The following is a 24,460-nucleotide window of genomic DNA, read 5'->3' as shown; positions in this document are numbered from 1 at the left end:
ATGTTTTCACTGCCTGTTTATCCATCATTCGATTATCTCACACTCGCCGCGCTTGCCTGTGGCGCGGTGCTGCTCGATGCCTGGCTGGGTGAACCCCGTCGCTGGCATCCCCTGGTTGGCTTTGGTCACTTGGTGTCGCAGCTTGAAAAGCGCTTCAACCCTTCACCCAAGCAGCCATTACGGATCCAATATCTATGGGGACTAGTGAGTGTACTCCTGCTGGTATTGCCTATCATTTTTACCGTTGTGTTGCTCATGCAATTATCTAGCTGGCTGGCGCTCGCACTGCATGTGTATTGCCTGTATTTTGCCATTGGTCACCGTAGCTTACGCCAGCATGGCCTGGCTGTTTATCAGGCTTTGCAAGCCGGGCAATTTGCGCAGGCACAACGCGCCACCTCGTATATGGTCAGCCGCGATGTGGAGGCGATAGAACCCGTGAGCGCCACCATCGAGTCGGTGCTGGAAAACGGCAACGACAGTGTGTTTGGTGCCCTCTTCTGGTTTTTTGTCGCTGGTGGCCCCGGTGCGCTGGCTTATCGTTTAGTGAATACCCTCGATGCCATGTGGGGCTATAGAACCCCACGTTATTTTTATTTTGGCTGGGCCGCCGCTAGGCTGGATGATGTACTGAACTACCTCCCGGCACGGCTCACGGCCATTACCTACGCGTTGCTCGGCCAGACATCACTGGCCTGGCAATCCTGGCAAACACAAGCGCCGTTATGGGATAGCCCGAACGCAGGCCCTGTGATGTCCGCAGGGGCGGGCGCACTCAATGTGCAACTAGGCGGCGCGGCGCGCTATCACGGCGAATGGCATGAACGGCCACGCCTCGGCACAACAGTGGCAGCAACGGCTGAAGATATTCCCAGGGCGTTGCAACTGGTGCGCAATGGCATGCTGGGGTGGCTGGTGATTGCTGTCCTGATTGGGGCGATGACCTATGCTTGAACACGGCGGCAACTTACAGCAGGCAGCGCAGCAATACGGCAGGCCATTGGCAGACTGGCTGGATATCTCCACAGGTATTAATCCGCAACATTACCCAATTCCGGCACTGGAGCCATCACTGTTTCAACGCCTGCCGCCGGTAACTGAGTCATTGCATGCCGCAGCCCGCGCTTATTATGGCTGCCAACATGTGTTGGCCTGTGCAGGCTCACAAGCAGCCTTGCAACTACTACCCACCTTGCGCCCGCCATGTCGTGTCGCCATGCCGCGCACCATGTATCAGGAACATGCGCATGCCTGGCAACGCACAGGACATGAGATACAGTTTTTTGAACAAACACCCGACAGCCGCATCCTGCAACAGTCGGACGTATTGCTGGTGTGTAACCCAAACAATCCCACCGGGCATTTATATGCAACTGACAAGCTTTTAGACTGGCATGCACAATTGGCAACGCGTGGTGGCTGGCTGGTGGTGGACGAAGCCTTTATGGACACTACGCCACAACACAGCCTGGCCAGCCATACCGGACAAGCGGGCTTATGGGTGTTAAGGTCACTAGGCAAGTTTTTTGGCCTGGCCGGACTCAGGGTTGGTTTTCTACTGGGTGAGCCGACAGCCCTGGCACAAGTTGAATCACGGTTGGGTCCGTGGTCAGTGACCGGCCCAAGCCAATATATCGCGAGTCTGGCGCTGGCCGATCATGCGTGGCAACAACACATGCGTGCTGAGTTGCCAGCGCAATCAGCGCAACTGTCCCAATTACTCAACCAGCATGGTCTGACTCCGACGGGAGGCACAGATTTATTTCAATATGTGCCGCATCCTCAAAGTCTGCGATTGCATCAAGTGCTGGCCAAACATGGGGTGTGGACGCGTTATTTTGCCGCACCAGCTGCCTTACGCTTCGGACTAGCGTCCACCCAGGATTGGGATAGACTGGATGATGCACTGACGTTGGCGATTAACTCTTTAAGCGATTAATCGTTTCCACGATCCCAGCCATTTCGCTGGCTTGAGTGTTAGCCGTGCTTTTCAAGCCTTCCACTACACCCAATTGATTTTCCAGCGGCTGATTCTGGCTCACCTTCCACTTACCGGTCAATTGTGTGATTTCAATCTCAATTCCCACGACTAACTGCATCAATTGATCAATAAAGTCTGCAGGCGCATCGCCCAACTGCCACGCCTGCTCAAAGGGGGCCTCGTGGTGGGCAGTCAGCGCTTCAAGATGTGAACGTAACCAGTGCACATCATTGATCACCCGCAATTTGCCGCGCGCATGTACCACCACATAATTCCAGGTCGGCACCACCCTACCGGTGCTAGCCTTGGTGGGATACCACGAAGGCGAAACATAGGCATTGGGCCCATGAAAGATCACGAGCACCTCCTGAGCGTTTTCCGCCTCTTGCCATAAAGGGTTTGCACGGGCAACGTGACCGCTTAATGTCCTGTTGCCATCAAAGTATAACGGGAGATGATGTGCATTGAACCCATCGGCGGAATGGATGACCAGAGTAGCAAACGGGTATGCCCGCATTAAATCTTGCAACGCTTGATCACTGGGAGCAGAAAAATGTTTTGGCGTATACATTGGTGTTCATCCGATTAGTATGGTGGCCCATCTTTAGAACGGGGCAAGTGCAATGATTTCTTTATAGAAGCCAATTAAGCTTATATCATACACATTTGATCAACTACCTATTTACAAACTCCACCTTTGGAATTGTTCCAGAGAGATCCAGCCGCGTCAGGCTGGCGTAATCCACATGAAAGCGGAAAAGGCCTTTGAGTTGCATGTTCAGCACATGTGCAATCAAGGCGCGTATCATCCCGCCATGAGTCACGACCAACACATGCTGGCCATGATGGCGCGCCTGCACTTCCTGCAAAAAATCGATGCCTCGCTGCTGCAAACCGGCAAAGGTTTCACCATTTGGAGGCGCCAGTTCGGCATAGTTCTGCGCCCACACATCAAATAATTCTCGTGGAATATCGTTCCAGGATTGCATTTCCCAATCGCCAAAATGCAGTTCTTTTAGGCGCTCATCATGCAAAATACCATCAAACCCCAGTGCATGCGCCAGCTTGCTGCAACGTTGGAGGGGGCTACTGTAAACCGCATCAATCTGTTCATGGATGAGTTTTTGTTTGAGTTGCGACAACTCGCTGGCAAAATTAATCGAGACATCGATATCGCTCTGGCCATAACAGATGCCCTCGGTAATTTGCAAACTGGTATGACGCACCAGTGTCAGCTTCATACGACATGCTCCCAGGCCAGCAGGCCCAAATAAAATGCCAGTTCAGTCAATTGCTGGGTCGCACCCAGCGTATCGCCGGTATAGCCCTGCAAGTTTCGCAAAATCAGGCGACGCCACCACCACCAGATACCCAGCACCGGCAGCGCTGTGACAAGCAGGAACCTAATCGCAGCCATCATCGATTGATTCACACCCAGCATCGCAGCAAAGCCCAACCAGCACAGTAAACCAAACGCACTGGCGAACCACAGATCTTGCCGTGTGAGCATCGTTGCCAGTGGCTTGGATTTACCGGCAGACCGCACATAACTTGCCGTCGCCATGATATACACCGCCGCCAGGCGGCTCAGGGCATGCGCAGAGATCAAGGCAAACGGCAAGATTGCAGGGGTAAGCGCGGATAAAGCCTGGAACTTGAATAGCAGCATGCCTACCAGTGCAATCGCCCCATAACTGCCTAGCCGGGAATCCTGCATGATTTCCAGTTGTCGTGCGCGGTCTATACCGCCACCCAGACCATCCGCACTGTCGGCCAGGCCATCTTCATGAAAGGCCCCTGTCACATAAATCGTGGCGGCCATACTACACAATACGGCTAACGCAGGTGGCAGGACCCAACTTGCCAGCCACCACGTCACGGCTGCCATTAAACCAACCAGCAACCCCACCATGGGGAAATACCTGGCAGCATGATTGAGCTCAGCCTCCTGAAAATCCGGCAACGCCGGGACCGGCAGCCGCGTGAAAAAACCCACGGCCAGCAGAAAATAGCGCCATTGCAGCTTCACTGATCCATCCTCGCTGACTTGATGACCCTCACTGTACTTGCCCACTGACGCCAGCGCTGTCAAAGCTGGCCATTTCATGCAAGAAAGCGACGGATGACTGCAGCAAGGGATAAGCCAGCACCGCGCCCGTGCCTTCGCCTAATCGCAAGGCAAGGTGCAACAAAGGTTGTGCCTTGAGATGATCCAGCATCATGCGATGCCCGCTTTCATCCGAACAATGTGCAAACACACAATAATCGACCACTTGGGGATAGAGTTTGGCCGCCACCAGCAAAGCGGAAGTTGCAATAAACCCATCAATCAGGAGCGTGGCCCTGGCCTCTGCCGCAGCCAGTAAAGCGCCTACCATCATGGCAATTTCAAAGCCGCCAAATACGGCCAGCACTTGCAAGGGATCATCACCGGAAACGTGATGATGCTGCAAGGCGGAGGTCAGGACTGACAGTTTATGTTGCAAGCCCTTGTCACTGAGCCCTGTACCGCGCCCCACACACTGGTGCATAGGCTGCCCACACAACACGCTCATGAGGCAACTGGCACTGGAGGTATTGCCTATCCCCATTTCGCCCAGCGCCAGTACATTCGTGCCCTGCATCACCACATCACGCGCAATCTCGGCCCCAGTGCGAATCGCTTCTGCACATTGCGCCGCGGTCATGGCTGGCTGTTGCAAGAAGTTGGCTGTGCCCATGCCTAACTTGGCATCAATCAGCATGGGATGTGGCTGCAGTACAGCATTCACACCGCTATCCACGACATGCAGATCAAATCCATGCTGCCTGGCAAACACATTAATGGCTGCGCCGCCATTTAAAAAATTGAGCACCATTTGTGCAGTGACTGCCTGCGGATAAGGACTGACACCCTCAGCCACAATGCCATGGTCTCCGGCAAATACCAGCATGGCTGGCTGCTGCAACACAGGATGTTCAGTTTGCTGCACTAGCCCGATCTGCATCGCCAGGCTTTCAAGGCGACCAAGCGCACCCAAAGGTTTGGTTTTCTGGTTGATGCGTTGGACAAGTGCCGCTTGCAAGGTTTCGTTGTGGATGGGTGTAATCTGGAATGTCTGCATATTGTTATTCTACCGATCAAAACTGAAGCGTATCAAAATAATCTGCTGATTCACGCATAAGGGCGTTTCTATAAATTCAAATTCCTAAGCCAGATAAGGCACGATTAAAAATTTGCCAGCATGCGTTTCACGCATGGCCTGCTTAACACACTATATGCGCAACGCCGTATCGCGACAGACATTTGAATGTCTGGAAGTGCCCATAAAAAAGCCCCGCGATCGCGGGGCAAGGCTCTAAGGATTACACACGCAAAAATCAGCCAATCTTGACCGGGACGTAAATCTTGCTTTCCCCACGCATCACCAGTAACGCAACGTTCTTGCCATTTTTAGACAACTCATCCCGCAATTGCGCCACACTTTTCACCTGATCGCCATTCACCGCCAAAATCACATCGCCAGGTTGAATGCCTGCGGCGGCGGCAGGGCCTTTAGCCACTTCCTCAACCAACAAGCCCTGCTTGAGCTGTGTTTGTGCCAACTCTTGCGAAGTCAAAGGACGCACACTCACCCCTAAACTAGGTTGCTGGCTATCCGGCAATGCTGCAGGCCCAGCCTGAGCCGTTTGCATTTCGGCCACACGTACGGACAATTTTTTCAGTTGCTTGTTGCGCCAAACTTCAATGTTAACCGTACTGCCAGGTTTCACACTGGCCACCATGGGTGGCAAATCACTTGAGCGGTCTATGCTTTGGCCATTAAAGCTGACAATCACATCACCAGGTTCCAGGCCCGCCTTATCTGCCGGACCATTTTTTTCGATGTTGCTGACCAGCGCACCACTCGGCGACTTCAAACCAAAGGAGCTCGCCAAATCCTGATTAATCGCCTGCACACCGATGCCCAGACGGCCACGGCTGACTTTACCTGTTTCCAATAATTGTTGCTCAATGTTCATCGCCACATCAATCGGGATGGCAAACGACAGGCCTTGATACCCGCCGCTACGGCTGTAAATTTGTGAGTTAATCCCGATCACCTCGCCATTCAGGTTAAACAGCGGGCCACCAGAATTACCGGGGTTGATGGCCACATCGGTTTGCAGGAATGGCACATAGCCTTCATCTGGCAAGGCACGTGACTTGGCCGAGATAATCCCTGCCGTGACTGTATTCTCAAAGCCAAACGGGGAGCCAATGGCCACCACCCAGTCACCAACGTTGCTATTTTTGGTACTGCCGATATTCACTGTTGGCAAATCCTTGGCATCAATCTTCAACACGGCCACATCGGTCAACTTGTCTACGCCCACCACTTTGGCCTGGAACTCGCGCTTATCAGACAGTTTTACGGTCACGACATCCGCCTTATCGACAACATGGGCATTGGTCAGCACCACACCATCTGACTTGACGATAAACCCTGAACCCAGGCCATTCATTGGTGTTTCAGTTTGCGGCAGGTTAGGCTGGAAGCGGCGGAACAGTTCAAACATCGGGTCATTGGGATCAACGCCCGGAATCCCTGCCGTTTTCACCGTGCCCGTCACACTGATATTGACCACAGCCGCGCCCTGGCTATTCGCAATACTGGCGAAATTAGGCAAGGTAATATAAGCACTGGGAGCGGTCATGGTTTTTGCTGAAACGGGCGCGGTCGCCTGCGCATGATTGACCAGCGTATCGCCCTTGACCCAATAACCGGCGCCAAACAAGGCGGCCACGGCCAGTGGAACAGTCACCCAGTGGGTGATCCTGGAGTGTAAAAATGCTTGCATCACAGTTTCCTTTCTTGCGTATCAGTCAATGCATCCCGCTATCAAACTGCGGTTTCTGCGCATATGAGCGCTAAAGTTGCCTCGAAGTTTCACTGTTTTTGTATCTCGATTGTATCGGCATCAATTGCCTGGCAGCGGCTAACGAAAACTGAATCCATTGCCCGTCGTGATACACTGAGTTTTTTGCTTTTTTGACATGCAATGGCAGATTTACCGTCTTTCCTGAAGCCCTACTGGCCTCAACGCATGACTGGCACCCTGCGCGACTATGCGCGGGCGGCGATAGGGGCGGGATTAGGGATTTTGTCTACCGGCCTGATCTCTCTGGCCGCCGTCTCTGGCGATTGGCATGGGGTGATCTTCCTGATCGCGCCCATGGGCGCTTCTGCCGTGATTCTGTTCTGCTTGCCTTCCAGCCCGCTGGCGCAACCATGGGCCATCCTGGCCGGGAATACTGTTGCCGCATTAGCAGGGGTGTGTTTTACGCAACTGCTGGCTGACCAGCTAGTATTAGCGGCGGCATTGGCCATGCTCACGGCCATTGGACTCATGTTTGCGCTACGCTGTTTGCACCCCCCCAGTGGTGCCGTGGCATTGACCGCCGTATTGGGTGGGGATGCCATTCACCAGTTGGGTTATGACTTTGTCTGGTGGCCGGTATTGGCAAACAGTGCATTACTGGTCTTGGCTGCCTGGCTCTACCACACCTTGACCGGCTACCGTTACCCTGCCGTGCATCATGACCACACACCGAATACACCGACGCACATGCATTACCAGTTCGGTTTCAAGCAGGAAGATTTGCAAGCCGCGCTGGGGCAATTTCACGAAGTGCTGGACATCAACCCCGAACAGCTACAAAGTCTGCTGGAGAAAACCGAACTCATCGCCTACAAACGCAAACTGGAAGCCATTGAGTGCCGGCAAATCATGCGGCCGGTGACCACCACTTTTGAGTTTGGAGATGCGCTGGAAATGGCATGGCAAGTGATTCTCAAGCAGACAGAGCCCGCCATCCCGGTGGTCAACAAGGCGCAACTGGTGATTGGCCTGCTCAGTGTTTCCGACTTTGTGCGCCATGCCAAGGCGGAAAGCTACCGCGAAGTGGCGCCTGCCCTCAAGCGCCTGATCCGCTGGTCACCCACCACGCACAGCGACAAACCGGAAGTGGTTGGGCAGATCATGACCACGCCCGCCCTGACCATCTCCGAAAATATGCACCTCATGCATACCATCCCGCTCATGACCAGCCATCATTTACAGCTGCTGCCTGTCGTTGACCACACCAATAAGCTGGTCGGCATCCTCACCCAGACCGACGTCATACGCGCGCTTTACCGTTAATGCCTACCTGACTTTTCCTGCTGCTGAAAAGGCACAATCACCTCACGCGAAGCCAGTACGATCTCGCGTAAAAAACACAACAGGCCCAGAATGAGCGAGGCCATGGAAATAATGAAGGAGACCATCACCAGGTGCGGCAACCGCAGACCGGTCTCCACCGAGATGAACATACTCGCAATCGAGACACAAATACACAATGCCGCAAAGGTGGCCAGCCCAATCGCCCGCCGCAGCCATTTGGTCCGGCGCACAATAATCTTCAGCTCATCCTTAAAACGCTCGCGCTTCTCCTCCGGTACATCGGTCAAAAAGCGAGCACGGTCTATCGAGCGGCCCAGGCGGCCAATCAACACGCCGAGAATAGAGCCTATGCCGGTTAACAAAAACACTGGCGCCACCGCATCCCGAATGGCATCAGACACACTGTGAATTTCAATCATGGTATTGATCATGGAAACTGATCTCAAAAAAACTAAAAAGCGCTATCGCGGTTGATAAGATGACTTTGCCAGATTCCGCACTATTTTGGAGATTGATGCACCTTAAAAATGCACAGAAAAATCAATTTTGCAAAAAAGAAGGGAGTTCGCTGCCAATTCAGGGATTGATAAGCGATTTTTACGCCAGGTTAGACGCATTTAAGGCGCTCATATTGCAATAAAAGCATTTTTCTTGCCATTGTTTTGCAATTTGACCTATGAAAACGGGAACCATTCTTGCTCTACGCCTTGTGGTAATCACCAGCATTAACGAATTAAGTATAGAGAAGAGATAATAGATGCACCCGCAACCTTTAACTGAGGATTTAGCTAGCCACTTCAAGAAGGTCAATGATTTTCGAACCCACATTTACCAACTGCAACATGCCTGGGATAGCCTGGCATTGATGGCCCAGCTGTCGGGAACAGGGTCTGAGATGGAAGAAACCCGTAGCGCATTCAACACCATCTCAAACGATGTATTACGCCATCTATCGCAGGAAACCCTGCATAAAACGGCAGCACAACTCTCTTCCAAAGCCTTTGAGATTATTAACCTGCTCGTCCGCAACCTGTTTGAACGAACGGCTGATATTGGCTTTTTCGCCACCGATGATGACCTACGTGAATATCTGGAGATGCAGGCTGCAGATAGCCTGGACGCAGGAGATCAGCACCGGATAGAGTTTCGCTTCCAGGAGTACCAGAAGAAATATACGGTTTACGAGAATATTGTGCTGTTTGATGCGCAAGGACATCTTTTACATCAACTGGATGATACGCAAACCACGTTATTCCATTACCACCCGATTGTTGAACTGGCACAGCAATCCACAGACCCTTATGTGGAGCGCTTTTATGAAACCGAGATCAATGGCAGGATGCGTAAATCACTGGTGTATGCGCACGAAGTACGTAGCAAAGATGACAGCCGTTCGTTAGGGGTCCTTTGCCTGTGCTTTAAATTCGTCAACGAGCTGGATACTATTTTCCGCAACCTGATTTCCCCCAATGACTGGACCATAGGTGTCCTGCTTGATGAAGAGCGCAATGTGATTGCTTCCAGCGATCCCTATCAGATCCCCCCCGGGATCAATCTTTGTGTAAATACGGATACCGATTGGTTTATCACTCGCTTCAGTGGTCGGGAATACCTGTGTGTCACCAAACAGTCTGAAGGCTATCAGGGCTACCAGGGGCCGGGCTGGCTGGGCCAGGCCATGATTCCTCTAGAACATGCGTTCAACCAGAGCATACACGACACCATCAACAACATTGATGCGGACACCCTGCGCAAAGTCATGCGTAGTCCGCTGATTTTTTCCGAAAGCCTGCTCAATATCCCCAAACAGGCAGCCAACATCCAGAGCAAGCTTAACCAATCCGTTTGGAACGGTAATATCTGGCAAAGCAATTATGTGAATACGCAGCAGAAAAACTTCTCCAAAAGCCTGCTTTCGGAGATCAGCCATACCGGTCACAAAACGCAGAAGATCATTGAAAACATGGTGTCTGAGCTGTACCAGACGGTAGTATCTGTCATGCTGGAGAACTCCAGTTTTTATGCGCAGCTGGCGGTAGAAATCATGGATCGCAACTTGTACGAGCGCGCCAATGATGTACGTTGGTGGGCGCTCACACACGTTTTCAGGGAAATGCTGGCACAGAGTCACCTGGCTGATGAAGATAAAAGCAAAATGACGGCAGTCTTGCGCTACATCAACAGCCTGTATACGGTTTATGACAACCTGATCATCTTTGATCGCAAGGGCGAAGTCATGGCCGTATCAAATATGCAATATGCCCATTTGGTTGGTCAGCCATTGGCCGATGAATGGGTCGGTCGAACGCGTAGCTGTAACTCGACGCAAGATTATGTTGTTTCGCAGTTTGAACCAACCCCTCTCTACAATGACAAACCGACCTATATTTACGCCGCCCCTATCCGCCACCTGGATGGCAACAGCATCGTTGGTGGCATCGCCATCGTGTTCGATAGTAGCCCCCAGTTCCAGGCCATGTTGCAGGATGTGATTCCGCGCGACAAGACAGATACGCCCGTCAAAGGCAGCTTCACTTTATTTGTGAATGAGCAGCTCAGTGTCATTGCGAGTACACACCCCGACTTCAACACCAGTGATACGTTTGAGCTGATGCCAGCCATCACCAAACTCAAAGAAGGTGACCAACTGTTTGATATTGCAGTTTACCAAAACACTTATTATGCGGTGGGTGCGCGTGCAGCTTATGGTTACCGTGAATTCAAGAGCGAACAGGACAGCTACCGCAACAAGATCGTCGCCCTGATCTTCACACCGTTGGGCAAAGTGGATGAAATTAACCAGCGCATTCATGCCGAAGCGCAAGTCATCCATAATAAATTCAACCCCAGCCTGTTCTCACAGTCCGGACAGGAGAGCCAGGAATATGCCACCTTTTATGTAGGGGATTCCTGGCTGGGCATTGAGGCGCGGTTTGTACGCGAGGCCATCGATGAAGAACAATTACGCACATTGCCGGAGTCAGCGCCGTTTATCGCCGGCATGCATACCTATCGTGAGGGTGTGATCCCGGTGATTGACCTGGCCCGCATGCTAGGACATCCTCATTACTTTACCGATTACCGGCAAATTGTCGTCATAGAAGACAAAGACCAGTCCCTCAAGTTCGGCGTGTTTGTATCGGCACTGGGTGAAATTCCCTATTTGACTACTCAGCAGATCCAGCCCATGAATACCTTTTTCAGAGGAGCCAGCAACAATCCTGGCGTTGCGATTGCCAATCTGGCCCAGCACAGCATGCTGACACTGATCACTGCCAGCAGCCTGTGGGAAAAGGTGTTGACGGGTCGCACCCAGCCTGAAGCGCAGGTATACGCCTGATGAATAGCCAGACGACCATTCTTGGCATCATGCAAAACGAAATCCTGGAATCCTTACTGACAGCACAGCAACAGCGATTGCTGGATACCCTGCTGGACAATCTGGATGGCATGATTTACCGCTGCCTGTATGACAGCAGCTGGACCATGATTTATGTCAGTAAGGGCTGCGATAGCCTGACGGGCTATCCGGCACATGACTTACTGCTCAACAAAGAAATTTCCTACGAAAACATCACACATCCTGAAGACAGGCAGAAATCACGTGCCGCCATTGCCGAAGCCGTTGCAAGGGGGGAGCGTTATGAACTCGAGTACCGCATTATCCGTGCAGATGGTGAAGTGGTGTGGGTGAACGAACGTGGCAGTGCAGTGCTTGATCCAGCCGGGCAACCGGTGGCGCTAGAAGGCATTATTCAAGATATCAGCAGCCGTAAACGCATAGAGCACGAGTTATTCAGTACCGAGCAAAAATACCGCTCCATGTTCGAAAACTCCACGCTGGGCATGTTCCAGACCACAGAGTCAGGCACCTACCTTAACGCCAATCCTGCCCTGGCCAAACTGTATGGTTACGCCTCCCCTGCTGCCCTCATTAGCGACCTTAATAATATCAGCAGCCAGTTGTATGTATCCGAAGCACGCCGTGGTGACTTTACTGAAGCCATCAGGGCTCAAGGGCGGGTGCAAAACTTTGAATCGGAGGTTTACCGGCTCGATGGCGGCGCGATCTGGATCTCGGAGAATGCGCATGCTGTGTATGACGCAGACGGCAATATCCTTTATTACGAAGGCACAGTAGAAGACATTACTGAACGTAAAAATCATGAACTGCAAATCCGCCAACTGGCGGTGACAGACAATCTGACCGGTCTGCTTAACCGTCATGCTTTTAGCGGCAAGCTGGCCAGCCTGATTGCTGAAGCAGATAAAATGCAACGCAAAATTGCAATTGCTTTTATCGACCTGGACCACTTCAAACTGATTAACGACACCCTGGGACATCGTGCCGGTGACAAGCTACTGGAAAATGTGGCGCAGCGCCTGATCCAAAGCACTCGTCCCACCGATGCCATTGTGCGTTTTGGCGGCGATGAATTTGTCATGCTTTACCCGGGGCTGCGCTCTGCTGAAGATGCCGAACCTTTGCTGGAACGCGTGATGAAAGCCATTTCACAACCGATTGCAATTGGCGACTATGTTTTCAATATGACTTGTAGCGTGGGCGTAAGCATTTACCCTGACCACGCCCAAGAAATTGATAGCCTGCTCACTTGTGCCGACTCGGCTCTATACAGCGCCAAAAATGCCGGCAAAAACAAGGTACAGATGTTCAGCGGTGTGCTGGCTCAACAACTGGGCGAACGCAACGAAATTGAATACGGTCTTGGCCATGCCTTGCAACGGCAGGAGCTGATGCTGTATTACCAGCCGCAAATCAATATGCAACATGGCAATATCAGCGCATTGGAGGCCCTGATCCGCTGGCAACATCCGGAAAAGGGATTGATTCCACCCGATCAGTTTATCCCGGTGGCGGAAGAAACTGGTCATATTCTTGCGATTGGCGAATGGGTACTCCAAACCGCCTGCCAGAAAATCAAGTCCATGCAGACGGAATGGGGCTACCTGGTCCCGATTGCCATTAACGTCTCGCCCATACAATTCTTGCGTGGCAACCTGGTGGAAACGGTGCAGCGCGTGTTGCGGCAAGAGCGCGTTCCACCACACCTGATTACATTGGAAGTCACGGAAAATGCACGCTTCAAAGATGAGGCCATGTTTACGCGCACGCTGGAGCAGTTGAAACGGCTGGGCGTATGTATTGCCATTGATGATTTCGGTATTGGCTATTCCAACATGGCCTACCTCAAAAACTATCCCATCGACGAATTAAAAATCGACAAGGCCTTTGTGCAAGATCTGGAGCAAAGTGTGACCAATGGCAACATTTTGCTGGCATTGATCAACCTTGGCAAAAGCCTGCATAAATCAGTCACGGCTGAAGGCATAGAAACTGAATACCAGCATCGCTTTTTGCTACACAGTGGTTGCGATGTGGGCCAGGGCTATTACTACAGCCGACCGCTCTCTGAGGAAGCACTGGCAGAATTCATGCGTGACCAGCGGCCCAAATTTGATCACTTGCAACAGGTGACCAGGTAACGCTGGTCACTTCTGTTTTTAGCATAAGGGTGCATCAGGCCACTGTTTGTTCTATTTCCGGCAAGGCTTCATGCTTGATGGCTGCCTCAAAAGCCGTTAACCGTTTATATACCGACAACAACTCAACGATAGTGGTCCAGGAATTGACCAGGTACTGAAACGAATTGCTGACCTGTGAAAACGCGGTCAGGATTTGCTGCAGGATACCAAAGGTGATTTTTCCGGCGGCAATGGTCGGCACCAGAATCAGGTAAGCAAAGATATTGTCAGCCTGCAGGTACAGGCTGCGCGCCACATTAAAGTACATATAGTGAAAGTACAGGCGAAAGTAATTTTTACGAACATCCGCAAACAGCACTTTCAAGGTCGCGGGTTGCGCGCGCTCTGCATTATCCTCACCATAGACCAGCTCCTTACGGTAAGCCGCTTCTACACGCTGGTTTCTGAACTCCAGTCCTGGCAATTTGATTCCCACCGCCGCGAGCAGTAAGGTCCCAAACACTGACCAGGCAATGGCTGACGTAAATAATGGCGCCGGTACCGCACCAAACACTGGCAACTCACTGACGTAAGAAGACAAGCTCCATAGCACAGGCAAGAATGCAAATAGCGTCATGATTGCCTCTACCATGGACACACCCAAACCTTCCATGATGGTGGCAAAACGCATGGTATCTTCCTGTACACGCTGGGAAGCACCCTCAATACCACGCACCTGCGGCCATTGGCTGGTATAAAAATCGTTCATGGCCGTGCGCCAACGGAAGATATAGTGGCTGACAAAAAAACGGGTAATCACATAGATAAAAATCGCTACAAAAGCGATTTCGGAAAACTGCAGCATCAAGGTATATAACTCAGTGGTCGTCACTTTAGAGTTCGGAGACAATGCCGCCTGCACCGCATCAAAAAAAGGTCTGCGCCAATTATTCAGCGCCACCGACACCTGCACCGAGTAATAGGTGGAGAACAATACAAACGCCGAACCGACAATGGACCACCACTGCCAGCGGCTGGGCTTGAACAGAAACCAGAACAGGGCAAACAAGGCGACACTCACAGCATAATACGCATAAAACAGCTTGAATGAGTCGGTGACAAAGTGGCCCAGACCAATGACAGGGGGTTCTTCGGACATGGTAAAGCCGAATGCCGTACCCATGACGGTAGAATACTCAAACCACACACCGCAGCAAATCACAGACCAGACGATGACTGAAGGCCAAAACCAGCGGGAATCGGGAAAAAAGGACTTGAACATAAGTTTTTCTTTATAGAATATTTTCAAATGATTGTTGCGACAAATACCCCGTGAGTGTATTGCCTCTTTCCCACACCTGCAACAAAAAAGCCTCCAGATGGAGGCTTTTGCACGGGTTTAAATGTAGTGGTTCAAATAAAGACTAGGTGCGATTGCCACGGAAGCAACAATCCACAGCAGAGTTTGCCGTATATGTTGCCTTGATCAATATGGATTGGCTCTTCGACCTGGCATGATGCTGCATAGGTTTTTTATATGCGGCTGTTTTTTTCACTGCCATCGGCCTGTTCTCTGTGATCGCATGCTGTGGCTCAGCCGCAGATGTAGCGACAGATGCCGGCATGAAGGCACCCTGGTCAGCAGGGGCAGGTTGTTTAACCTTGGCAGTTTTCATTAAAGGCTGGTCATTCGCAGTAGTAGTGTGTTCAAAGGAGAACATCATCAATGCCAGCACGTTCAGGCAGACTAGCTTGGGGACCATATAGGATTTTGTGTGTCGCATTTTATTTCCTTTCTCCGCGTATGGTAGAGGTTGGGTCTGACAGAATAAGTAGGCGAGCGCTTAATTAGCTGTCAGAAAATCCTTACAAAAAGCTGCCGCATAAAACATTTACGCGCAAAGTTGGTCAGACGACAAGTGTGGGCGCATGATGCTCCCGATTTCCGCTTAATAAGGAAGAATTGATGAAGCCATTACTGCTATTTCCTATCGTTTTATTGACTATTGCTGATGCGCAGGCGCAACCTACCATTGTAGATACGCTGGAGCTTGGCCACTCAATTGTGATGGTGACCACTGACCTGCCAGATGGCTCTAACGGGCGAGGTTCTGGAGTGGTGGTGAGTCCGGAATATGTCGCGACCAACTGCCATGTGATTGCCAATAGCAAAGGCGTCAATATTGCCAAGTTCAGGGATGGCTATCAGCCCATTGCCTTGAAAGCCAACTGGAAACGGGATGTCTGCCTGCTCAAGTTTGATCCTTTACCGTTCAAACCTATCCCCATGCGGGACAGCAAAAGCCTGCAATATGAGGAGGAGGTCTTTAGCATGAGTTTTCCGGCCGGGGCGCCGGTGCCGCAGCTTTCTTATGGGGCGATCAAGGGCATTTATCCGTTTGATGGTAGCCTAGTTGTGCGCTCAAATGCCTCTTTTTATATGGGGTCTAGCGGCGGCGCCCTGTTTGACCAGAATTTCAACTTGATTGGCCTGACCACTTTTAAGAGTCCCGGGCATCAGGCGTTTTATTACAGCTTGCCCGTGGAGTGGATCAAGGAGCTCATGGAGGCACCGGAAGTCACCTCCCTGAAAACAAATGATGTTCCCTTCTGGGCGCTACCATTGGAGGAGCGCCCTTACTTTATGCAAGTCGTCCTCCCTTACCAGAATGCTGACTGGCCATCACTGCAAACGATTGCAGCCAACTGGTCTAAAAAAGAACCAGCCTCTGCCGATGCCTGGTATTTTCTTGGTCTCGCAGAAGAAGGCTTGCAACACTATGCCCAGGCCGAACAGGATTTAAAACGGGCATATGCGCTAAACCAGCGGGATTATGATGCCTTGCTGGCCTTGTCACGAGTGGCCTTCCTGCAAAAAGATCTGGCGACGCTGGAAACCCTTCAGCCAGGCATCCAGGCGATAGATCCGGCAGAGGGCGAAAAAGTCGCACAACAAATCCTGACACTGCGACAGGCCACGCCTTAAGCTGACTCGACGCTAAAATTGCAACACCAGCATCACGCACAAACAGCCCAGGACTATCAGCGTGACTTGCTTACGCAACTGGTAAAACCAGCGCTCAATCACGCCCTCGGCGACCAGTCTGCGGTCAATCAGCCATAGCGCAATAAACGCTGCTATTTGCACAAGGTATTGCGTCACCGGGACCACAAAAAAAAGCGTGGCCCAGGCAATTACCGCTAACAGGTTGCTAGTTACCAGCAAATTAAGCCGAATTTCGTGGGCATGGCTTAAAAACAAACCCCAGTGAATACCACATAAAAACGAAATAATGACGGCACCATACGTTAAGGCAAGGTAACCGCTGTGATAATGCGCCATGCCCTGTGATTGCGCGACAACTGCGCCAATAAAGGGCAACGCGCCCATAAAAGCCAAGGTTTTGGCCAGTTGAATATGTGCTGATCGCATGTTGATTTCTCCTCTTTGCAGCGATGTGACCGTTCTCAATCCTTTTGGTTTTTTAACCAGTTAAAAAAGCATGTCAGTGATGTGGGAACTAAATCCCTGATAGACTGCTCAAGCAAGCTGCATATAATAATTACGGATACACACAATGACCTCATATCATGCTTATTTTCTGGCAGGTGCCTGCCTGGCCCTGACGTTGCAGAGCAATACGGCCACTGCAGAATCGCGCATAGACCGTCAAACCGAAACCGCGGTGCCCAGGTCACAAAACCTGTATGGTATTGGCGTCGGTGTCCTGCCAAAGACTTCCGGCTCGGACGAATACCGCGCGCTGGTGTTACCGATTATCAATGCCAACTACGGTGACCGTTTTTTTATCAACGCATTGCAGGCGGGCGCCTGGTTGCTGGACAGTGAAGACCAGCGTTTGCGGTTTGGCTTGTCGGCCGAAGCAAAGTTTGGTTGGGATGCCAGCAAAGGCGACCGCACGCGCGGCATGGACGACAGAGACTTTTCAATTTTTGTCGGCCCGCTGCTTCGTTGGCAAACCGACTATGGCACATTTAATGCGCAATGGACGACAGACGCCAGTGGCAACAGCGATGGCCAGCAGTTCCAGGTGCAATATATCAAGAGCCTGGTCCGCTCACCGCAACTACGCCTGAACGGGCTGGTCGGTGCAACCTGGAACAGCCAGAAATTCAATGACTACTATTTTGGTGTACGCCGCGATGAAGTCACTCCCAACCGGCCGTTTTACCGCGCAGGTTCAGGCGTTGAGTGGCAGCTTGGCATCAATGGCATGATGCCTGCCTTTCAAAATCATTCCTTGCTGTTTGGCGCATTTGTCACTCGCCTCAGTAATGAGCAAAATGACAGCCCGATTACCGAAACCAGAATCCAGCCCTTGGCCTATGTAGGTTACAGCATCCCGTTTTAATTTATGATGTCTAGCGGCCCTGACCATTAAAAAACTGCCAGATCACATCATTGGCTGAAATGGCGCTGGAACGGGCCTGGCCCCCGCGAGGCTTGCTGCCGCCAGGCCAGGAATGGCCGCCGGTTTCTGTGACACATAGTTGCACAGGAGCCAGGCCGCCACGGTGAATTTCGCAGTAAGCACCCGGCACCTCCAGAATGCGTTCCGCCTGTGGGTTGGCCTGATTGATTTCCACCCACTTTTGGATAGTGGCAGGCACGGAATTAAAACTCATATCTGCCATGGATTGCTGGCCTTTACCACCCTCGAATGGCACATGGTCATCATCTTTTGCGTGGATATGTAATACCGCCACCGGCTTGGCCGGTTGGCAACGCTGCGTATTGTCAGTGCCCGCCACCGCGGCGATGGCACTGACTGTGCCAGATAACTCACAAGCCAAACGATAGCTCATCATGCCGCCGTTAGACATGCCATCCACGAAAATACGTTTTGCATCGACCTGGGCGCGCTGCTGCATGTCCTCAATGATGGCACGGATCACCGCCACATCATCGCTTTGTTTCTTAACGGCAGGTCCACAGCAAAGGCCTGCGTTCCAAGTGGCAAACTTGCCACCTGGCAAACGGCTGTAGCCGTTGGGAAAAACGACGATATAACCGTATTTTTCTGCCGCAGACACTTGGTGATAAAACCGCTCGCTGGCCTGTACATGCATATTGCCCAGTCCGCCATGCAAGGCCAATACCATGGGCAAGGCCTGGTCTGCTTGCGATTGCGTGGGGATGTGCACCAGGTAAGGACGTTTATCGCCATTGACGTTGACGGCGAACTCATAATCTCCTGCTGCCAGATTTGCCAGCACATACGCAGGAAAACAGAGCAAACTCAGCAACAGGCTGTAATATAAACGTTTAGACAACATCTTAGACTCTCCCGGATAAACGAATGATCAGCCTGCTTAAACGCGCCTGTGGCAGGCTTTGTTGACCAGTGATCCTGATAAAAACATGCTAGCTGCCAGCCCTGTCCCCTCATCCACCGTAGGTATCCTGCTTGCAGGCGGTTTTTCACGCCGCTTTGGCCCCCAAAACAAGCTCACGCAACGCTTAACCGATGGCGAAATGATAGGAATACGCTCGGCGAGAACACTCATTGCTGCCTTGCCTGTGGCGATTGCTGTGGTACGTGAGAATGACCCCGATTTCACTGTAAGCCTGGCCGCCCTGGGTTACCATGTGGTGCTTTGCCACATGCAACATGCGCTGATGGCAGACAGCCTGAAACTGGGCATCCAGTCTGCGCAGGCTGTTTTTCCGCATCTGACAGGCCTGGTAATTGCGCTGGCGGACATGCCATACATTCAGGTGGAAACCATCAGGCAGGTGACCGCCGGACTGGCCCAGGCCAGCATTGTGCAGCCAGTCATGCAGGGACAACCTGGGCATCCGGTCGCCTTTGCTTCGCGCTTGATACCTGAATTACTGGCGATTGAAGGCGACCAGGGCGCACGTGAGGTATTACGTGCGCATCAAGCCAACATATTGCGGTTGGAATGCCAGGATCCCGGCATTTTAAAGGACATTGATACGCCTGCAGATTTAGGCTGAATCAGGCAACGGCACGCGCTGTCATTTGCGCGACACCCACCTGTTGCAATTGCGAGCGCACCTGAATCAGTTCGGCCAGGATAGAGACCGCAATTTCGGCCGGGGTACGGCTCCCGATGCGCAACCCGACCGGCCCATGCAGGCGGTTCACTTCCTGCTCGGTGAGGTCAAAACTGCGCAAACGCTGCTTGCGCTTTTCCTGGTTTTTGACCGACCCCAGTGCACCAATATAAAAAGCCTCTGATTTCAGCGCTTCGAGCAAGGCCATATCATCCAGCTTGGGGTCATGCGTGACGGCGACAATGGCAGTGTGCGTGTCTGGCGCAATGTCCAGCACCACATCATCAGGCATGCCGGGTAGCCAGTCAGCGCCTTCCACATGCCATTCGGCACGCATTTCTTCACGCGGGTCACAGATCATGACATGAAAATCCAGCGCTTGTGCCATCGCCGCCAGCACCGAGCCCAACTGGTTGGCGCCAATGATCAGCAAGCGCCATTGCGGGCCAAAATAGCTATGGAACCAGTCATCTTCCAGGTAAGGCATGCCTTCAGGCAACACCATGGTGTGACGCACCTCGCCACTGTGCAAATGCACCGAGCGCTTTAACAAACGCCGTTGCGACAAGCTATCAAGCATGGGTGCCAGTTGCGTGGCACGCGCCAGCGGCTCGGCAAAAATCTTGAGTTGCCCGCCACACGGGATGCCAAAACGCTGTGCTTCGGCCTGGTTGATGCCATATTCCAGAATGGCAGGTTGTGTGGGCAATTGCTGATGCCTGGCTTTGTCAGCCAGATCATCTTCAATGCAGCCGCCCGACACTGAGCCCACCAGATGACCATCTTCACGTACCACCAGAATGGCACCTGGTAACCTTGGTGCAGACCCCCAGGTCTGGATCACCGTGAACAGGTGTGCACGGTAACCCTGTTGCAGCCATTCACTGGCACGTTGCAGCACTTCCCAATCAGACGATTGCATCGCACCTAAGCCAGTTGGTCGCCAATTGGCAGGCGACGGATACGCTTGCCCGTCGCAGCAAAGATGGCATTGGTCACCGCAGGTGCCAGTGGTGGTACGCCAGGTTCGCCAACACCGCCCATTTTTTCTGTACTAGGCACAATATGCACCTCGACTTTGGGCATGTCTTTCATGCGCAATACCTGGTAGTCATGGAAGTTGGACTGTACGACCTGGCCATCCTTGAAGCTGATTTCACTGCTCAGGGCCGCACCGAGCGCAAAAGCCACACAAGATTCCATCTGCGCTTTCACACCATCAGGGTTGACCGCCAGGCCGCAATCAATCGCGACAACGACGCGATGCACCTTGACCTCGCCGTCTTTCACCGACACTTCGGCAACTTCTGCCACATAACTGCCAAACGATTCATGCACCGCAATGCCGCGGGATATCCCCGCAGGCAGTGGTTTACCCCAGTTGGCCTTGTCGGCAGCGAGGTTGAGCGCAGCCAGATGGCGCGGATGATCCTTGAGTAACTGACGTCTATAGGCCAGCGGATCCTGCTTGCTGGCATGCGCCAGCTCATCAATCAGGCTTTCCATGACAAACCCGGAATGGCTATGCCCGACCGAACGCCACCACAACACTGGTACTTCACTTGGCACCGAATGCAGATGCACCTGATGATTGGCCGTGCCTTTGACATAAGGCGAATCTGCTACGCCCTCCACCGAGGTCGCATCAATGCCGTCTTTAATCATGACGCCTTCAAACGGGGTACCCTTGATAATGGACTGACCGACCAGGGTATGCTGCCATGCCAGTGGCTTGCCTTGCTTGTCTAATGCCACATTGGCTCTATGCACAAACATCGGGCGATAAAAGCCGCCTTTGATGTCATCTTCACGGCTCCAGACTGTTTTAACAGGTAATCCGGCGGCTTTAGCCACCTCCACCGCTTCAGACACAAAATCCGCCCGCGGATTGGCACGACGGCCGAAACCACCGCCTAAGAATTGGGTATGGATATTGACCTGTTCTGGTTTGAGACCCAGGATCTTGGCTGCAGACGCCTGGTCTGTAGTCTGCATCTGGGTCCCGGTCCAGATATCGCAGCCGTGGTCCGAAATTTTTACCGCGCAATTCAATGGTTCCATAGGCGCATGTGACAGGTATGGCAACACGTACTCTGCACTTACCATCTGTTTGGCCTGCTTGCTGGCACCAGCAACATCACCGGCTTTGGCTGCCTGCACGCCCGGCTGTTGCGCCAGGGCCTGGTATTGTTTCAACAGGGCCGCGGAATCAGGTTTGTCATGCCCTGCCAGGTCCCATTCCAGTTTGAGCGCTTCGCGACCTTGCTTGGCGGCCCAGTAATGTTCAGCAATCACGGCGACCCCGGTAGGTACTTTGACCACTTTGATCACCCCTGGTATTTTGCGCGTTTCACTGTCGTTCACGCTTTTGAGCTTGGTACCGAACACGGGGGCTCGCGCCACCATGGCGATTTTCAGGCCATCAAACTGTATATCCTGGCCAAACTTGGCACTGCCATTAATTTTCTCTGCACTATCCAGACGCTTGGTGGCCTTGCCAATAAACTTCCATTGTTCTGGTTTTTTGAGGTTGACTGTGGTCGGCGTCGGCAGTTGGCTGGCAGTCTCCACCAGTTGACCATAGCTCAACGTTTTGTGGCCGTTAACCACGGCACCGTTTTCAGTGCGCAAGCTATCCACAGGGACATTCCACTGTTTGGCCGCGGCCTGCATCAATAAAGCACGGGTCAGTGCACCTGCCTGGCGGTAACGATCAAACTCTGACCAGGTGGTTGTAGAGCCACCTGTAATCTGGAGTCCATACGCGGTATGGATATACGCCGGGGCTGCTGGGGCATGCTCCACCTTCACCTTGTTCCAGTCTGCATCCAGCTCATCGGCAATCAGCATCGGCAAGGTGGTCCATACGCCCTGGCCCATTTCACTATGGGCCAGCAATACAGTGATACTGTCATCCGCGCCTATACGCAAGAAAGCATTGGGGGCGGGCAATGGCATGGCTTCTGCAGCATTGGCTACACCCATAAAACGTTTGGCTTGCGGAATACTGAATGCCACAACCAGGCCACCAGCCACCAGCGCAGTGCTTTTGATGAAAGTACGGCGAGAGAGATTGATCATATCGTTCATGGTGTCTCTCCTTAAGCGAGTTTGGCAGCGGCTTCGTGAATCGCTGCCCGGATGCGTTGGTAAGTCCCACAACGGCAGATATTGCCACTCATGGCGGCATCAATATCAGCATCGCTGGGTTTAGGATTCTGTTTCAGTAACGAGGTTGCTGACATGATCTGCCCGGACTGGCAGTAACCGCATTGCACGACATCAATCTGCTGCCATGCGGCCTGCACCACCTGCCCGACCTTATCTTCCTGCATGGCTTCTATGGTGGTGATTTTCTTGCCAACGGCCGCACTCACTGGCGTCACGCAGGATCGAATCGCCTGCCCATCCAGATGCACCGTACAGGCACCGCACTGCGCCATGCCACAGCCAAACTTGGTGCCTGTCATGCCCGCCACATCCCGGATTGCCCACAAAATAGGCATATCGTCACTCACATTGAGTTCTGTATCCTTGCCATTGATATTCAGTTTCATAGGGGTTGTTCCTTGTTGAATTGTTGTTGATGCAGCTGGACCCATAACATCCATTTGACTTAAATATACTAACATACACCATTGTATGTATGACTGGTGATCTGCTATTCACCCAAAGATTTAAATTTGTTAAGTTTTTATCGCTGACCTGCCAGCGCATTTAAAGCAAGGACTGTTGGCGGTAGATGCGCGGCGATATGCCAAACTGCTGTTTGAAAGCGCGGCTAAAATGCGAAAAATCATTGAAACCGCAGGCCAGTGCAATCTCGGAAATACTGCGGTGACGCCATGCAGGACGTGTCAGGCTTTGCGCGCTCAAGGCCAGTCGTTGTTGCCAGACATACCGCATCAGCGACGTGCCCTCCCGTGCAAACAGCTGATTAATATAGCGACTGCTGAGACCGGTCGCTGCTGCAATGATGTCGCTATTCAGCTCGCCATCCTGCACATGATCAACTATCCATTGCTTGACCTTGAGCAACGACACGGCACCACTGCCAGATTGCGCCAGCCCCGAGCCATCCAGTTCACGCAAACTTAATCCCAGCAACTCGACCACACTGGGAGCACTGGCGGCAAAACTGCTGCCGGAAAGTTGTGGCATCTGTGCAGCGACCTGACGGATCAATGGCGAGAGAACTGCTGCCAGGCCTTGCCTTCCATCCATACGCATGGCCGTTAAATGCCCGGCGGCTGGCTGTACCTGATGCATCACTGAGCGAGGAATAGAAACGATCAATTTTGAAAATGCCTGGGGACAATAAATGCGATGCGGCCGCGTGGCATCATAAAGCGTCATATCTCCCGGTTGCAGAAACACCTCCCGTCCCTGCTGTTGCAAGCTGTAAGTCCCCTCAAGCAACACCACCGCAAAATAATTATCCAGGCTGGCCTGGCTGATCTCGCGCGTACCCCGCTGGATAGTAATGCCATTCGAACGGATGACGGATAACTGCAAATCCTGCCAGGGATACAGCGTCATTTCATTGAAGAGTGGCATGTCGGCAGGCGGTATGATTTCAACCTCAGCATATTCCCTGCCGATGACTTCACATAGCCAAGCCTTGCGATGCCAGGGCTGGATATCTTCGGTACTAAACCGGCGACCGCTCTCTGTTCCTCGCTGTCTGGTTTGCACACTGCCTCCTTTCCTGCCCCCAGATTAAGTCATAAGTCATGGTCCAGGCAAGTGAGCGACCTCCGTTTCAG

At 52.4% G+C, this 24,460-nt stretch carries 22 protein-coding genes; 8 read left to right on the top strand and 14 right to left on the bottom strand.

Annotated features, from left to right (window positions below; genetic code table 11):
* Both cbiB and cobD read left to right on the top strand, forming a co-directional pair.
* Complete coding sequence (gene cbiB, locus ACJ67_RS01680) at positions 1-954, top strand: adenosylcobinamide-phosphate synthase CbiB (RefSeq protein ID WP_049637620.1); 954 nt, start codon at positions 1-3, stop codon at positions 952-954.
* Positions 947-1,939 carry a threonine-phosphate decarboxylase CobD gene (gene cobD, locus ACJ67_RS01675; RefSeq protein WP_049637619.1) on the top strand — a complete coding sequence of 331 codons (993 nt, stop codon included), beginning with the start codon at positions 947-949 and terminating at the stop codon, positions 1,937-1,939. Before cbiB ends, cobD begins: the two co-directional genes overlap by 8 nt.
* Here the strand turns inward: cobD and ACJ67_RS01670 are convergent.
* From ACJ67_RS01670 to ACJ67_RS01650, 5 genes are all read right to left on the bottom strand, one after another.
* Positions 1,920-2,552, bottom strand: a complete 633-nt coding sequence (locus ACJ67_RS01670; RefSeq protein WP_049637618.1) for an FMN-binding negative transcriptional regulator — start codon at positions 2,550-2,552, stop codon at positions 1,920-1,922. The genes cobD and ACJ67_RS01670 overlap by 20 nt on opposite strands.
* A 103-nt stretch (positions 2,553-2,655) precedes the next feature.
* Positions 2,656-3,222, bottom strand: coding sequence for an alpha-ribazole phosphatase (gene cobC / locus ACJ67_RS01665; protein ID WP_049637617.1), 567 nt, complete (start codon positions 3,220-3,222; stop codon positions 2,656-2,658).
* The gene (locus ACJ67_RS01660; protein WP_049639713.1) at positions 3,219-4,010 is read right to left on the bottom strand and encodes an adenosylcobinamide-GDP ribazoletransferase; all 792 of its coding nucleotides are present in this window, start codon (positions 4,008-4,010) and stop codon (positions 3,219-3,221) included. Before ACJ67_RS01660 ends, cobC begins: the two co-directional genes overlap by 4 nt.
* 28 nt (positions 4,011-4,038) lie before the next feature.
* Complete coding sequence (gene cobT, locus ACJ67_RS01655; RefSeq protein WP_049637616.1) at positions 4,039-5,085, bottom strand: nicotinate-nucleotide--dimethylbenzimidazole phosphoribosyltransferase; 1,047 nt, start codon at positions 5,083-5,085, stop codon at positions 4,039-4,041.
* A gap of 256 nt (positions 5,086-5,341) precedes the next feature.
* On the bottom strand, positions 5,342-6,802 hold the full coding sequence (locus ACJ67_RS01650; RefSeq protein ID WP_049637615.1) for a DegQ family serine endoprotease: 1,461 nt from the start codon (positions 6,800-6,802) through the stop codon (positions 5,342-5,344).
* A gap of 201 nt (positions 6,803-7,003) precedes the next feature.
* On the opposite strand from ACJ67_RS01650, the gene ACJ67_RS01645 reads away from it, so the two are divergent.
* Entirely contained in the window at positions 7,004-8,146 is a 1,143-nt protein-coding gene (locus tag ACJ67_RS01645) for an HPP family protein (RefSeq protein ID WP_049637614.1), read from the top strand.
* Here ACJ67_RS01645 and ACJ67_RS01640 read toward each other — a convergent pair.
* On the bottom strand, positions 8,143-8,586 hold the full coding sequence (locus ACJ67_RS01640; protein WP_049639712.1) for a DUF2721 domain-containing protein: 444 nt from the start codon (positions 8,584-8,586) through the stop codon (positions 8,143-8,145). The genes ACJ67_RS01645 and ACJ67_RS01640 overlap by 4 nt on opposite strands.
* A gap of 338 nt (positions 8,587-8,924) precedes the next feature.
* Here ACJ67_RS01640 and ACJ67_RS01635 point away from each other — a divergent pair, with 338 nt between their 5' ends.
* On the top strand, positions 8,925-11,507 hold the full coding sequence (locus tag ACJ67_RS01635) for a chemotaxis protein CheW (protein ID WP_049637613.1): 2,583 nt from the start codon (positions 8,925-8,927) through the stop codon (positions 11,505-11,507).
* Positions 11,507-13,672 carry an EAL domain-containing protein gene (locus tag ACJ67_RS01630; RefSeq protein ID WP_231587222.1) on the top strand — a complete coding sequence of 722 codons (2,166 nt, stop codon included), beginning with the start codon at positions 11,507-11,509 and terminating at the stop codon, positions 13,670-13,672. The genes ACJ67_RS01635 and ACJ67_RS01630 overlap by 1 nt, the downstream gene beginning before the upstream one ends.
* Before the next feature lie 34 nt (positions 13,673-13,706).
* Here the strand turns inward: ACJ67_RS01630 and sbmA are convergent, their stop codons facing one another.
* Positions 13,707-14,933 (bottom strand): peptide antibiotic transporter SbmA, encoded by a 1,227-nt coding sequence (gene sbmA, locus ACJ67_RS01625; protein ID WP_049637612.1) that lies wholly within the window; start codon positions 14,931-14,933, stop codon positions 13,707-13,709.
* 142 nt (positions 14,934-15,075) lie between these two features.
* Positions 15,076-15,435, bottom strand: coding sequence for a hypothetical protein (locus tag ACJ67_RS01620; protein WP_156171625.1), 360 nt, complete (start codon positions 15,433-15,435; stop codon positions 15,076-15,078).
* A 182-nt stretch (positions 15,436-15,617) separates the two neighbouring features.
* Here ACJ67_RS01620 and ACJ67_RS01615 point away from each other — a divergent pair, with 182 nt between their 5' ends.
* Complete coding sequence (locus ACJ67_RS01615; protein WP_049637610.1) at positions 15,618-16,637, top strand: trypsin-like peptidase domain-containing protein; 1,020 nt, start codon at positions 15,618-15,620, stop codon at positions 16,635-16,637.
* A 12-nt stretch (positions 16,638-16,649) separates the two neighbouring features.
* On the opposite strand, the gene ACJ67_RS01610 is transcribed toward ACJ67_RS01615, so the two are convergent.
* Entirely contained in the window at positions 16,650-17,084 is a 435-nt protein-coding gene (locus ACJ67_RS01610; protein WP_049637609.1) for a DUF3429 domain-containing protein, read from the bottom strand.
* Positions 17,085-17,229: 145 nt separating this feature from the next.
* Between ACJ67_RS01610 and ACJ67_RS01605 the strand changes: the two genes are divergently transcribed.
* Positions 17,230-18,024, top strand: coding sequence for a MipA/OmpV family protein (locus ACJ67_RS01605; RefSeq protein WP_049637608.1), 795 nt, complete (start codon positions 17,230-17,232; stop codon positions 18,022-18,024).
* A gap of 10 nt (positions 18,025-18,034) precedes the next feature.
* On the opposite strand, the gene ACJ67_RS01600 is transcribed toward ACJ67_RS01605, so the two are convergent.
* Positions 18,035-18,949, bottom strand: a complete 915-nt coding sequence (locus tag ACJ67_RS01600) for a PHB depolymerase family esterase (protein ID WP_049637607.1) — start codon at positions 18,947-18,949, stop codon at positions 18,035-18,037.
* An 85-nt stretch (positions 18,950-19,034) separates the two neighbouring features.
* On the opposite strand from ACJ67_RS01600, the gene ACJ67_RS01595 reads away from it, so the two are divergent.
* A complete protein-coding gene (locus ACJ67_RS01595; protein ID WP_049639710.1) occupies positions 19,035-19,634 on the top strand; it encodes an NTP transferase domain-containing protein in 600 nt (199 codons plus the stop codon).
* A 1-nt stretch (position 19,635) separates the two neighbouring features.
* Here the strand turns inward: ACJ67_RS01595 and ACJ67_RS01590 are convergent, their stop codons facing one another.
* From ACJ67_RS01590 to ACJ67_RS01575, 4 genes are all read right to left on the bottom strand, one after another.
* The gene (locus tag ACJ67_RS01590) at positions 19,636-20,616 is read right to left on the bottom strand and encodes an XdhC family protein (RefSeq protein WP_049637606.1); all 981 of its coding nucleotides are present in this window, start codon (positions 20,614-20,616) and stop codon (positions 19,636-19,638) included.
* A 5-nt stretch (positions 20,617-20,621) separates the two neighbouring features.
* Positions 20,622-22,784 carry a xanthine dehydrogenase family protein molybdopterin-binding subunit gene (locus tag ACJ67_RS01585; RefSeq protein ID WP_049637605.1) on the bottom strand — a complete coding sequence of 721 codons (2,163 nt, stop codon included), beginning with the start codon at positions 22,782-22,784 and terminating at the stop codon, positions 20,622-20,624.
* Positions 22,785-22,795: 11 nt separating this feature from the next.
* The gene (locus tag ACJ67_RS01580; RefSeq protein WP_049637604.1) at positions 22,796-23,251 is read right to left on the bottom strand and encodes a (2Fe-2S)-binding protein; all 456 of its coding nucleotides are present in this window, start codon (positions 23,249-23,251) and stop codon (positions 22,796-22,798) included.
* Between the two features lie 160 nt (positions 23,252-23,411).
* The gene (locus tag ACJ67_RS01575) at positions 23,412-24,389 is read right to left on the bottom strand and encodes a helix-turn-helix domain-containing protein (RefSeq protein ID WP_049637603.1); all 978 of its coding nucleotides are present in this window, start codon (positions 24,387-24,389) and stop codon (positions 23,412-23,414) included.
* Positions 24,390-24,460: the final 71 nt, after the last annotated feature.

This window comes from Methylophilus sp. TWE2 (genome assembly GCF_001183865.1).
Taxonomy (GTDB): domain Bacteria; phylum Pseudomonadota; class Gammaproteobacteria; order Burkholderiales; family Methylophilaceae; genus Methylophilus.
This window is presented reverse-complemented; position numbering and strand designations above follow the sequence as displayed.